This window comes from Streptomyces sp. NPDC002306, from assembly GCF_053593435.1.
Map to the genome: position 1 here is coordinate 40,135 of NZ_JBSFCK010000006.1, position 12,565 is coordinate 52,699.

General features: G+C 73.0%; 8 protein-coding genes. 6 read left to right on the plus strand and 2 right to left on the minus strand.

What is annotated here, in order from left to right; all coding sequences use genetic code 11:
• Window positions 1-4: 4 nt before the first annotated feature.
• Window positions 5-1,240, plus strand: coding sequence for a DUF4032 domain-containing protein (locus ACWCQK_RS14205; RefSeq protein ID WP_451155393.1), 1,236 nt, complete (start codon window positions 5-7; stop codon window positions 1,238-1,240).
• 18 nt (window positions 1,241-1,258) lie between these two features.
• Here ACWCQK_RS14205 and ACWCQK_RS14210 read toward each other — a convergent pair whose 3' ends face one another.
• Window positions 1,259-2,131 (minus strand): universal stress protein, encoded by an 873-nt coding sequence (locus tag ACWCQK_RS14210; protein WP_451155394.1) that lies wholly within the window; start codon window positions 2,129-2,131, stop codon window positions 1,259-1,261.
• A 292-nt stretch (window positions 2,132-2,423) separates the two neighbouring features.
• On the opposite strand from ACWCQK_RS14210, the gene ACWCQK_RS14215 reads away from it, so the two are divergent.
• The 4 genes from ACWCQK_RS14215 to ACWCQK_RS14230 all read left to right on the plus strand — a co-directional run bounded on the left by ACWCQK_RS14215 (window position 2,424) and on the right by ACWCQK_RS14230 (window position 8,949).
• Complete coding sequence (locus ACWCQK_RS14215; RefSeq protein WP_451155395.1) at window positions 2,424-4,100, plus strand: FAD-dependent oxidoreductase; 1,677 nt, start codon at window positions 2,424-2,426, stop codon at window positions 4,098-4,100.
• Window positions 4,097-5,557, plus strand: a complete 1,461-nt coding sequence (locus tag ACWCQK_RS14220; RefSeq protein ID WP_451155396.1) for an ATP-binding protein — start codon at window positions 4,097-4,099, stop codon at window positions 5,555-5,557. The genes ACWCQK_RS14215 and ACWCQK_RS14220 overlap by 4 nt, the downstream gene beginning before the upstream one ends.
• The gene (locus tag ACWCQK_RS14225; protein ID WP_451155397.1) at window positions 5,554-5,904 is read left to right on the plus strand and encodes a UBP-type zinc finger domain-containing protein; all 351 of its coding nucleotides are present in this window, start codon (window positions 5,554-5,556) and stop codon (window positions 5,902-5,904) included. Before ACWCQK_RS14220 ends, ACWCQK_RS14225 begins: the two co-directional genes overlap by 4 nt.
• Before the next feature lie 87 nt (window positions 5,905-5,991).
• The gene (locus tag ACWCQK_RS14230) at window positions 5,992-8,949 is read left to right on the plus strand and encodes a helix-turn-helix transcriptional regulator (RefSeq protein ID WP_451155398.1); all 2,958 of its coding nucleotides are present in this window, start codon (window positions 5,992-5,994) and stop codon (window positions 8,947-8,949) included.
• Between the two features lie 130 nt (window positions 8,950-9,079).
• Here the strand turns inward: ACWCQK_RS14230 and ACWCQK_RS14235 are convergent, their stop codons facing one another.
• Window positions 9,080-10,897: a M4 family metallopeptidase gene (locus tag ACWCQK_RS14235; RefSeq protein ID WP_451155399.1), complete on the minus strand. Its 1,818-nt coding sequence runs from the start codon at window positions 10,895-10,897 to the stop codon at window positions 9,080-9,082.
• Between the two features lie 323 nt (window positions 10,898-11,220).
• Here ACWCQK_RS14235 and ACWCQK_RS14240 point away from each other — a divergent pair, with 323 nt between their 5' ends.
• On the plus strand, window positions 11,221-12,480 hold the full coding sequence (locus tag ACWCQK_RS14240; RefSeq protein ID WP_451155400.1) for a serine hydrolase domain-containing protein: 1,260 nt from the start codon (window positions 11,221-11,223) through the stop codon (window positions 12,478-12,480).
• Window positions 12,481-12,565 lie beyond the last annotated feature (85 nt).

The window sequence follows — 12,565 nt, forward strand, 5'->3', positions numbered from 1 at the left end:
GGCCATGGCTTTGCAGATCAGCGCCACCAACCCGGAGCACCCCGCGCTCCTGCTCGAGCTCCCCTGGGACGTACCCCTGGAGGAGTGGCCGCAGGAGTATCTGGTGCCGCTGCCGCGCGGCATCTCGCGCCACGTCGTGCGCTACGCCCGGGCGGGTGACGAGGTGATCGCCGTGAAGGAGCTCGCGCACCGGCCCGCGCTGCGCGAGTACGGGCTGCTGCGTGACCTCGACCGGCTGGCCATCCCCGCGGTGGACCCGCTGGCCGTGATCACCGGCCGCGCCGACCCCGAGGGAGCCCCGCTGGAGCCGGTGCTGGTCACCCGGCACCTCGGCGGCTCGATGCCGTACCGCTCGATGTTCGAGACGACCATGCGCCCGGCGACGATGCACCGGCTCATGGACGCCCTCGCGGTCCTGCTGGTGCGGCTGCACCTGGCCGGGTTCGCCTGGGGCGACTGCTCGCTGTCCAACACGCTCTTCCGGCGCGACGCGGGCGCCTACGCCGCGTACCTGGTGGACGCCGAGACCGGCGAGCTCCACCCCCGGCTGAGCCCGGGGCAGCGCGACTACGACCTCGACCTGGCCCGCGTCAACATCAGCGGCGAGCTGCTCGACCTGGAGGCGTCCGGCGCGCTGCACCCCGCCGTGGACCCGATCGCGTTCGGCACCGAGATCTGCGACCGCTACGGGAGCCTGTGGCGGGAGCTGACCCGCACCTCCGTCTACCCGGCGGGCGAGTACCACTACATAGAACGCCGGATACGCCGCCTGAACGACCTCGGTTTCGACGTCGCCGAGATGCAGATCGAGCACTCCTCCAACGGCGACACCGTCACCTTCGTGCCCAAGGTCGTCGACGCGGGCCACCACCAGCGCCAGCTGCTGCGGCTGACCGGTCTGGACACCGAGGAGAACCAGGCCAGACGGCTGCTCAACGATCTGGAGAGCTGGATGGCGACCCAGGACGACCACACGCCGGACGACCCCCTGGCGACGCGCCCGGAAGTACTGGCGCACCGCTGGGTGCGGGACGTGTTCCGGCCCACCGTGCGCGCCGTGCCGCTCGACCTGCGCGGCTCGATGGACCCGGCGGAGATCTACCACGAACTGCTGGAACACCGCTGGTACCTGGCGGAGCGGGCCCAGCACGACATCTCGCTGGACACGGTCGTCGCGGACTACATCGAGAACATCCTCCCCAGGGCGCGCGAGACGCTGGAGCCGACGACGCCCGAGTGAGTCAGCTGTGCGGGTGAGTCAGCTGTGCGGGACGACGGCGACCGGGCACTCCGCGTGGTGCAGCACCCCGTGCGCAACGGAGCCGATGCGGGCGCCCACGGCCGTACGGCGGGCCCGGCGCCCGACCACCATCAACTGGGCCCGCCCGGTCAGCGACAGCAGCACCTGGCCCGCGCTGCCCACCTCGACGTGCTCGACCACCGGCACGCCGGGGAAGCGGGCCCGCCACGGCGCGAGGGCCTCCGCGAGGGCCTTCTTCTCGTACGGCTCCAGGCCTCCGGCGTCGTCGAGGAGCTTGAGCGAGGACGGGCTGTAGGCGAACACCGGCGGCAGCGTCCAGGCCCGCACCGCGCGCACGGTGGCGCCGCGGGCCGCCGCGGTCTCGAAGGCGAACCGCAGGGCGTCGGCGCTGTCGTCCGGCCCGCCCTCCTGCCCGACGACGATCTCGCGGCCGCCGGCCTCCGCGGCGGCGTCGTCACCGGCCCGTACCAGGACCACGGGACGGGCGGCCTCGGCGATCACCTGCTGTCCGACCGAGCCCAGCAGGAAGCCCACCACGGCCGCCTGCCCGCGCGAGCCCAGGGCCAGCAGTTCGGCGTCCGCCGCGGCGGCGAGGAGCGTGTCGGCCGCGGGGCCCTCCGGCACGTCGGTGGTCACCGCCAGACCAGGGTGCCGCTCGGCCACCGCGCGGACCGCGCCGGTCGCCGCGTCCCGCACCCACCGCTCCTGGGCGTCCCGGCCGGCCACGTCCGGTGCCGCGTCCGGCTGAAACCGCCAGGCGTGCACCACGCGCAGCGGCAGGTCCCTGCGCACGGCCTCCCGGGCCGCCCAGGCGAGCGCCGCGAGGCTCTCGTCCGTTCCGTCGACGGCTGCCGTGATGGGGCGCGTCATCCGCGTCGCCTCCCTGTGTCGTGTGCCGTGTGCACTGTGCCGTGAGTCGTGATCGTGAGTCGTGTGTCGCTGCCCTGTGTGCCCTGTGTCGTGTGCACGTCCGTGGCCCCAGTCTCCCCCACGCCGTCCCGTCGTCGCCCCGCGACGGGGACCGGCCGGTCCTGACGACATCCGGCCGGGCTGCGTCTCTTACCTGAGCGAAGCGGGACGATCGAACATACGATGGCGGAAGTCGGCGCGGCGGCGACGGAGGCGCCGTGCCGCACATCCGACCAGTCGGGGTGGGAGACGTATGGCACAGGCCGCCGAAGCAGCGCGGACCGTCATCTTGACCGTGGACGACGACCCGGGGGTCTCCCGCGCGGTCGCCCGTGACCTCCGACGGCGCTACGGCGAGTCGTACCGGATCGTGCGCGCGGAGTCCGGCGAGTCCGCGCTGGACGCGCTGCGCGAACTGAAGCTGCGCGGCGACCTGGTGGCCGTGATCCTGGCCGACTACCGCATGCCGCAGATGAACGGCATCGAGTTCCTGGAACAGGCCCTGGACGTGTATCCCGGCGCGCGCCGGGTGCTGTTGACCGCGTACGCGGACACCAGCGCGGCGATCGACGCCATCAACGTGGTCGATCTCGACCATTATCTGCTCAAGCCGTGGGATCCGCCGGAGGAGAAGCTCTACCCGGTCCTGGACGACCTGCTGGAGGCCTGGCGGGCCAGCGACTTCCGGTGCGTGGCCACCACGAAGGTGGTCGGACACCGCTGGTCGGCGCGTTCGTCGGACGTACGGGAGTTCCTGGCCCGCAACCAGGTGCCGTACCGCTGGTACTCCGCAGAGGAGCCCGAGGGCCGGCGGCTGCTCAAGGCGGCCGGGCAGGACGGGCAGCGGCTCCCGCTCGTCGTCACCCCGGACGGCACGCCGCTCGTCGAGCCGGACGCGCCGGAGCTGGCCGCACGGGTGGGGCTGGCCACGACACCGACCGCGGACTTCTACGACCTGATCGTCATCGGCGGCGGCCCGGCCGGGCTCGGCGCGGCCGTGTACGGAGCCTCCGAGGGGCTGCGCACGGTGCTGGTGGAGCGGTCCGCCACGGGCGGCCAGGCCGGGCAGAGCTCCCGGATCGAGAACTACCTGGGCTTCCCCGACGGGGTGTCGGGCGCCCAGCTCACCGACCGGGCCCGGCGGCAGGCGGCGAAGTTCGGCGCCGAGATCCTCACCGCGCGCGAGGTGACGGGCCTGGAGGTCAACGGCGCGGCGCGGATCGTACGGTTCTCGGACGGTTCGGCGATCGCCGCGCACAGCGTGATCCTCGCGACGGGCGTCTCCTACCGGCAGTTGACGGCACCCGGCGCGACGGACCTGACCGGCTGCGGGGTGTTCTACGGGTCGGCGCTCACCGAGGCGGCCTCCTGCCAGGGGCACGACGTGTACATCGTGGGCGGTGCCAACTCCGCCGGGCAGGCCGCGATGTACCTGGCCAGGGGCGCCAAGTCGGTGACACTGCTGGTGCGCGGTCAGTCACTGTCGGCGTCCATGTCGTACTACCTGATCCAGCAGATCGACGAGGCGGCCAACATCACCGTGCGCACCGGCACGGTCGTCGATTCCGCGCACGGCTCCGACCACCTGGAGCAGCTCACCCTGCGCGACGCGGCGAGCGGGCAGACCGAACTCGTCGACGCGCAGTGGATGTTCGTGTTCATCGGCGCCGCCCCGCTGACCGACTGGCTGGACGGTACGGTGCTGCGCGACGACCGCGGCTTCATCCTGGCCGGCCCCGACCTGACGCCCGAGGGGCGCCCGCCCGCGGGCTGGGAGCTGGACCGGCCGCCGTATCACCTGGAGACCAGCATTCCCGGCGTGTTCGTGGCGGGCGACGCCCGCGCCGAGTCCGCGAAACGCGTCGCTTCCGCCGTCGGAGAGGGAGCCATGGCCGTGATGCTCGTCCACCGGTATCTGGAGCAGTCATGAGCGGGCAGTTGATGCCGTGCAGCCCGGTCGAGATAGGAACGCTGTTCCTGTTCGAGAAGCTCGACCGGGAACAACTGGGCAGGCTGTGCCGCGACGGCCGGGTGGAGAAGTTCGCACCCGGTCCCGTGTACACCGAGGGCGATCCCGCCACCTGCTTCTACGTGATGCTGGAAGGCGCGGTCGTGCTGTCCCACCGGGTCGGCGGCGACGACGTGGAGGTCGGCCGGACCTCGCAGCGCGGGGTCTACGCGGGCGCCATGCAGGCCTATCTCGGCGACCGGGTGCGGCAGGTGTACAACAACTCGTTGCGCGCCACCGAGCCGACGCGCTTCTTCGTGCTGTCCGCGGACACGTTCGCGGACATCATGCAGGAGTGGTTCCCGATGGCGGTCCATCTGCTGGAGGGGCTGTTCTTCGGGTCGAAGAACATGCAGCGGGCCATCGGGCAGCGCGAACGGCTGCTCGCGCTCGGCTCGTTGTCCGCCGGGCTCACCCACGAGCTCAACAACCCCGCCGCGGCGGCCGTACGGGCCACGGCGACGTTGCGCGAGCGGGTGGCGAAGATGCGGCACAAGCTCAGTGTGATCGCGGCGGGCCCGTATTCGCGCGAGGCGCTGGTGGGCCTCATCGAGATCCAGGAGCGCACCGCCGAACTCGTCGCCAAGGCACCCACGTTGAGCCCGCTGGAGGCCGCGGACCGCGAGGACGTCCTCTCCGACTGGCTCGACGACCACGGCATCCCGGACGGCTGGCGGCTCGCGCCCACCTTCGTGCAGGCCGGCCTCGACGTCGACTGGCTGGACCAGGTCGCGGCGGCCGTCGACGAGGAGGTGCTGCCGGGCGCGGTGGGGTGGCTCAACTACACGGTCGAGACCGAGCTGATGATGGACGAGATCGGGGACTCCACCACCCGCATCTCGCGTCTGGTCGACGCCGCCAAGCAGTACTCGCAGCTCGACCGCGCGCCCTACCAGGTCGCCGACGTGCACGAACTCCTGGACAGCACCCTGCTGATGCTCTCGGGCAAGTTCGGGGAGCGGATCCGGGTCGTGAAGGAGTACGACCGTGCGCTCCCCCGGATCCCGGCGTACCCGGCGGAGCTCAACCAGGTGTGGACCAACTTGATCGACAACGCGGTCTCCGCCATCAACAGCGCGGGCGGCGAGGGGACGTTGACGGTGCGGACCGCGCTGGAGAACGACCGGCTGCTGGTGGAGTTCGGCGACACGGGCACCGGGGTGCCGCAGGAGATCCGCGGCCGCATCTTCGACCCGTTCTTCACCACCAAGCCGGTGGGCGAGGGCACGGGACTGGGCCTGGACATCTCGTGGCGGATCGTCGTCAACAAGCATCACGGCAGCATCGAACTCGACTCCGTGCCGGGCGACACCCGGTTCCGGATCCTGCTGCCGCTCACCGCGGCGGACTCCGACACCACTCCTGAGGAGGCGGTATGAGCAGCGACGACGGCATCGACACGAACGTCCCGCCGAGCGGCACGGGCTGTATCGAGTGCGACGAGGTCGGCGGCTGGTGGTTCCATCTGCGGCGCTGCGCGCAGTGCGGCCACGTCGGCTGCTGCGACTCCTCCCCCGCTCAGCACGCCACCGCGCACTACAAGGCGACCGGGCATCCCGTGGTGAACAGTTTCGAACCCGGCGAGGACTGGTTCTGGGACTACGCGACGAACGAGCTGTACGAGTCGGGTCCCGTGCTCGCCCCGCCGCAGAGCCATCCCGTGGAGCAGCCGACTCCGGGTCCGCAGGGACGGGTCCCCGCGGACTGGGCGGAGGGTCTGAACTGATCTGAACCGCGGAGGGTCTGAACTGATCCGAACTGGTCCGAGGTGAACTGATCGGAGCATGTCGGCGGCGCGTGCCAGGATGGTGACGTGCCCCGGATCGTGTTCACCACGCCTCTCGTCGGCCGGGAGGCCGAACTCGCCCGCCTCGCCGGTGTGCTGGAGCGCGCCCGCACCGGCGAGGCCCGGGCCGTGCTGGTCGCCGGGGACGCCGGGGTGGGCAAGACCCGGCTGCTGGACGAGGTGGCCGGGCACGCGGCCGCGGCGGGGACGACCGTGCTCACCGGGCACTGCGTCGACCTGGGCGACGTGGGTCTGCCCTACCTGCCGTTCACCGAGATCCTGGGCGCGGTCGCCGCCGACGAGCGGTTCGCGGCGGTGCTGGCCGCCCATCCCGCCGTGGACCGGCTGCTGGGGGCGGGAACGGACACCGCGGGGGACGCGGACGGGCGGCTGCGGCTCTTCGAAGGGGTCGCGGCGCTGCTGGCGGACCTGGCGCGGACCGCGCCCCTGCTGCTCGTCGTGGAGGACCTGCACTGGGCCGACCAGTCCTCCCGGGACCTGCTGCGGTTCCTGCTCAGCCGGGGCATCCTCCAGCGCCCGGCCGGGGGCGCGCCCGCCCATCGCCTCGCGGTGTTCGCCTCGTACCGCGCCGACGACCTGCACCGCCGCCACCCGCTGCGCCCGCTGCTGGCCGAACTGGTCAGGCTGCCCTCCGTGGACCGCCTGGAACTGCGCCCGCTGACGGACGCGGAGGTCGCCCGGCTGGTCCGCGCCCGGCAGGACCGTCCGCTGCCGGACGCCACGGTCCGCGGCATCGTGGAGCGTGCCGAGGGCAACGCCTTCTACGCGGAGGAACTGCTCGCCGCCACGGACGGACGGGCCGGCGGGGTGCCCAGCGGCCTGGCCGACGTCCTCCTGATCCGGGTGGAGCGGCTGTCCGAGACCGCCCAACTGGTGCTGCGGACCGTCGCGGTGGCCGGCCGGCCCGTCGAGCACGACCTGCTGAGCGATGCGGTCGCACTGCCCGAGGACGAGCTGGAGTCGGCGCTGCGCGAGGCCGTGGGGCACCAGTTGCTCGTCGCCGGGGACCGGGACACGTACGCCTTCCGGCACGCGCTGTCCCGCGAGGCGGTGTACGCGGATCTGCTGCCGGGTGAACGGGCACGGCTGCACGCGGCGTTCGCCCGGCTGCTGGGCGGACGGGGCCACCCGGCCGAGAGTGCCGCCGAGCGCGCCCACCACCACCGCGCGAGCCACGATCCGGTGGAAGCGCTCGCGGCGTCGCTGGAGGCCGCCGGGTACGCGAAGCGGGTCGGCGCGCCCGCGGAGGAGCTGCGGCACCTGGAAACAGCCCTGGACCTGTGGTCGTCGGTGGCCCCGGCCGCGCGCCCCGCGGGCGAGGGGATCGACCGGATCGCCCTCATGCTGCGTGCCTCGGTGGCCGCCGCGCACGCCGGTGACAGTCATCGCGCGGTCGCGTTCACCCGGGCCGCGCTGGCGGGCATCGGGCAGGACGCGGACTCCGAGCTCGCCGCCCGCGTCCGCTACACGCTGGCCGGGAACCTGCTGACCGTCGACAGCCTCACCGCGGCCTTCGCCCACAGCAGCGAGGCGCTCGCGCTGATACCCGCCGATCCCCCGTCGCCGACCTGGGTGTGGGCGGCGGCGACCCATGTCCTGGCGGCACGTCAGCTCGGTGAGACCGAGACCGCGTTGCGCGTGGCCCGCCAGGCGCTGCCCGTCGCGGAGCGGCTGCGGGTGACCGACGCACAGGCCGACCTCCTGATCTCCCTCGCCGGGCTCGAAGGGGGCACCCGGCGCACCCCGGAGGGCCGGGAGCGACTCGTCAGGGCGCGTGAACTGGCCCGGCGTTCGGGCAACTTCACGGTGGAGATGCGCGCGCTGTTCCATCTGGCCGTCGGCTGCTTCGAGTCGGGCGAGCTGGAGGAGTGCCTGCCCTGGGTGACCGACGGTCTCGACCGGGCCCGTCGCGCGGGGCTGCTGTCGGCGCCGTACCCGCTGGAGATGCGCTACCTCCAGCTGTTGGTGATGTACACGCTGGGGCAGTGGGAGGAGTGCCTGCGCGCGGGGGCGGCCGCGGCCGGGGCGCTGCCGCCGTCGGGCGGATTCGCCCTCGGACCCGTGTGGTACGTCGGCCTCGCGCGCGGCGACCAAGCCGCCGTCGACCGGGCGCGCGGCCTGCTGGAAGGCCCTTTCGACTGGCTGGGGACGCTCGTCGCGGGTCTGGTGCTGACCGACGCGGCCGCGCTGCGCGGGGATCCGGAGGACGCCGTGGAGCGGGCCCGTGCCACGATCGAGGCTCTCTCCGACGGGGGTAGCCGCCCCGATGCCACGGTGCGGCTGGCCGCGCTCGCGCTGTCCGCGGTCGCCGACCGGACCGCCGCGTCGCGCTCGGCCGGCGACGAGCCGGGCGTGCGCCGGTGGACGGACGTCGCGACGGAACTGGTGGAGTCGGCGCGGGAGAGCGCCGGGCACGGCGGGAGCGGGCCGCCGCAGGGCCCGGAGGGGCAGGCGTGGTTGGCCCGGGCGGAGGCGGAGTGGATCCGGGCCGTGGCCGGGCCCGACCCCACGGCCTGGGAGAAGGCGGTGGCCGCGTTCGACTACGGCGATGAGTACGAGCGGGCCCGCTGTCTGCTGCGGTACGCCGAGGCGCTCCTCGTAGCCGACCGTCGTGACGAGGCGGCCGTCGCGTCACGGGCGGTGCGCGAGACGGCCGACCGGCTCGGCGCGACGGTCCTGCGCGAACAGGTGGACGCCCTGGTCCGGCGTGGCCGGCTCACGCGGGACCGGCCGGCCGGTGGCGGCCTGTCGCCTCTGACGGCCCGTGAGCAGGAGGTGCTGCGGCTGCTCGCGCTCGGCCGCTCCAACCGTCGGATCGGCGAGGAACTGTTCATCACCGGCAAGACGGCGAGTGTGCACGTCTCCAACATCCTCGCCAAGCTGAGCGCGGCGAGCCGTACGGAGGCGGTGGCGATCGCCTACCGGGAGGGGCTGATCGCGCCGGACCAGGGCGCCGGCGGCTGAGCCGCGCGCGCGGTCGCCCGGCGCGTCGCCGGACCCGGCGGCCGGGTGCCCCGCCCGGTGGCGGGACGCCCGGAACGCTCGGGTACGGCGGGTCGCCCGGGGCGGGCCGGCCGCCCCGGCCGGCCCGGCGTCAGTGGCGCGAGGCCGGCGTGTTGGCGGGGGTGACGTTGACGGCGGCCCAGGACCGGTCCACCGCCCTGTACTCGGCGCTGTCCGCTCCGTAGAGGTCCTTCGCCGCCTTCAGCGTCGCGAGGCGCGCGTCGTGGAAGTCGGTCGTGGAGACCATGTAGCGGGTCAGCGCCCGGTAGTAGATCGCCGTGGCCTTGGCGCGGCCGATGCCCACCGCCGGCAGACCGTCGTAGGTCGGCGAGTCGTAGGTGAAGCCGCCGACCGTCTTCCTGCCGCTGCCCTCGGCGAGGAGGTAGTACGCGTGCGAGGAGACGCCGGAACCCGCGTGGACCTCGGTGTCGTACGTCGCCGGGGACCAGTAGTCGATCGTGCCCTCCAGCACGTCGAGGGAGGGCTTGTCGAGCCGGCGCAGGAACTTCTGGGCGAGGCCCAGCTTCTCGCCCACCAGGTAGTTGGGCGGGTTCTTCGGGTTGTTCGCGCTGAACTCGACGTTGGAGCCGAAGATGTCGGCGAGCGACTCGTTCAGGGAGCCGGGCTCCCCGTACTGGTTGCCCCGCGAGTCCACCCGGGTCGGCTCCAGGCGGGCGGTCGCGTCGACGACACCGTGGCTGAGCTCGTGGCCGGTGACGTCGAGGACGACGAGCGGCTTCTTGAACAGGTCCCCGTCGCCGTCGCCGTAGAGCATGCAGCCGCAGTACGGGTCCCAGAAGGCGTTGCCCACCCCGTCGCCGAAGTGGACCATGGCGCGGGCGCCCTTGCTGTTGTTCGCGATGCCCTTGCGGCCGAAGGTCTTCTTGTAGAAGTCCAAGGTCTTGGCTATGCCGTACTGGGCGTCGACGGCGGCGGTGGCGCGGCTGGAGACCGCGCCGTTGCCCCACTTGTTCGTCGTGGTGGTGAACTGCTTGCCCTGGGCGAAGTTCTCCAGCTCCAGGCCCTTGGCGTCGCGCGTCTCGGTGCCCCAGCGGGACGGGTCCTTCAGGACGTAGGTGCGGCTCGCCGTCCGGGTGGTGACCAGCGGGACCGGGCCCACGAAGAGGGAGGCGCCGGTGCCGAAAGCGGTGGCCGGGTAGCGGGAGACGGCCGCGGCCGCCGAACCCTTCGCGGCCGCGGAACCCGCCGGACTCGCGGCGAGGGAGGCTGCCTGCGGGGCGGTGCCCACGGCCGGGTCGAGCCGCTCGCCGCGCTTGTCCAGGGTGTCCAGCAGCCGGGGCGAGAGGAACTCGTCGCTGTCGGGCGTGTTGCTGCGCACCTTGCCGGTGAGGGCGTCGATGACCACCGTGCGGGAGCCACCGCCCTCGGTGGTGTCGCTGTCGGTCACCCGTACCTGGTAGGCGAGCGCCGAGGAGCCGGCACGGGCGTCGACCACGAGCACGGCGCTGCCCGCGTCGCCCTGGGCGACGGCGGCGGCCTTCGCCGCGGCCTGACGTGCCGTCAGCGTGGCCTTGGCGGCGGGCGTGAGCCGGTGGTCGGCGGCGCGGGTGACTCCCGCGTACGTCAGCCGCCGGGTGAGGTGGACGATCAGGTCGCCGCCGAGGACCGGCATGCCCCGGTGGGTGCGGGCGAACCGGACGTGGCGCGCGCCTTCCGGGTCGATCAGCACGTCCTGGGCGTGCAGTGCGTCGCCCGGTGTGATGCCGGTCGCCGAGGCGTGGGCGAAGGCGGCGGCGGCCGCCGCACCCACCACGGAGGCGGCCGAGGTCGAGGAAGCACCCGCGGCGGCCACCGTGACCGGGTCCGCGAAGGCCGTGCCCGTCAGCCCCGTGGCCGCGGTCGTCACCGCGACGGCCACCGCCAGGCTGCGTATATGGGGTCTGCGCACTAGTGGGGGTTCCTTCGTTCACAGACGGCCGGCGGGACCGACCGCCCTGACGCATGGCGCCGTTGCGCGCCATGGGGGCCGGTAGAGGCCTCCGAGTAAACCCTTATGGATCAGTCATGTCCATGTAAAGCGCGTTTGTATTCTTACGTGCTCTACATGGCATTACTTTGCGGATCCACTCCGCCCAGTGATCGGCGAAGGACCAACTGTGCGCCGACTGAGGAGATATGGCGGGACGCGAGATGGTTGCCCCGACACGGGTGTGACACATATCGCATTGACGTGAGCTCGTCCGGTCACCCGCCGATCAGAACAGGAACGGCATGCTCACAGCAACGGCCCGCAGGGGTACGACAACGGTCCGCAGGGCCACGGCACTGGGGACGGCCGTCCTGCTGTCCCTTCTCGTGGCCCCGGCGCACGCCGCGCCCCCGCGCTCCGGCCCCACCGCGACCTCGGCCGCCGCGCTTCCGCGACCCGACCTCGCCGGGCTGCGCGAGGTGCTGCGCACGGCACAGCGGCAGGGCGCTCCGGGCGCGATGGCCCGGATCGACGACGCCGGCACGGCGCTCCGGGCGACCGTGGGCGTGGCCGACCGCGCCACCGGCCGGGCCCTGACCGACACCGACCGCTTCCGCGTCGGCAGTATCACCAAGACCTTCTCCGCCGTCGTCCTGCTGCAACTGGCCGACGAGGGCCGCCTGAGACTGGACTCGCCGGTCAACAGCCATCTGCCGCACCTGCTGCCCGACGACCGGATCACGGTGCGGCACGTACTCAGCCACCGCAGCGGCCTCCACGACTACACGAACGACATGTTCGCGGCGTCGGTCGCGGGCTTCGAGGCGGTCCGCACCAAGGTCTTCACCTACCGCCAACCGGTGGCCCTCTCACTGCGCCACCCGCGCACCGGCGCCCCGGGCGCCGCCTACTCCTACTCCAACACCAACTTCGTCGTCGCCGGCCTGCTCATCGAGAAACCGACCGGACACACCGTGGGGACCGCCTACCAGAACCGGATCATCAGGCCGCTGAAACTCGACCACACCCTCTACGTCCACCCCGGCACCCGGATCCCCGGCCGGTACACCCACGGCTACCTGACCCCGGACCGCGCCGGCGACCCGCTCGTCGACGCCACCGAGCAGACCGTGTCCTGGGCCCAGAGCGCGGGCGCGGTCATCTCCAGCGCCCGGGACCTCAACACCTTCTACTCGGCGTTGCCGCGCGGCCGGCTGACCTCGGCCGCGCGGCTGACCGAGATGACGCGCTGGGTCCGAGTCAACGGCACGCAGGGCTACGGACTCGGGCTGCGGCGGCGCGACCTGTCCTGCGGGGTGTCCGTGTACGGGCACACGGGCGCCGTACAGGGCTACTACAGCTACGCCTTCACGTCCGCGGACGGCCGGCGCACCCTCACCGCGCTCGCCACCACCTCCAACAACGGCAGGGTGCTCGACACGATGCCGGGCACGCTGGAGGCCGCGTTCTGCGGCGTCCACGAGCAAACCGGGCCGACGGGTCCGCGCGGCGCGTCGACCGAACGCCACGAGGACGTCGCTCCCGGGATCGCCCGGTACTGAGGCGCGCCGCCGGCCACGGAACCCTCCCGCCCCGGCACACGTTGTCCGGTCGGGGCCGCGACCGGTCCGGCCTCACGACACCAGG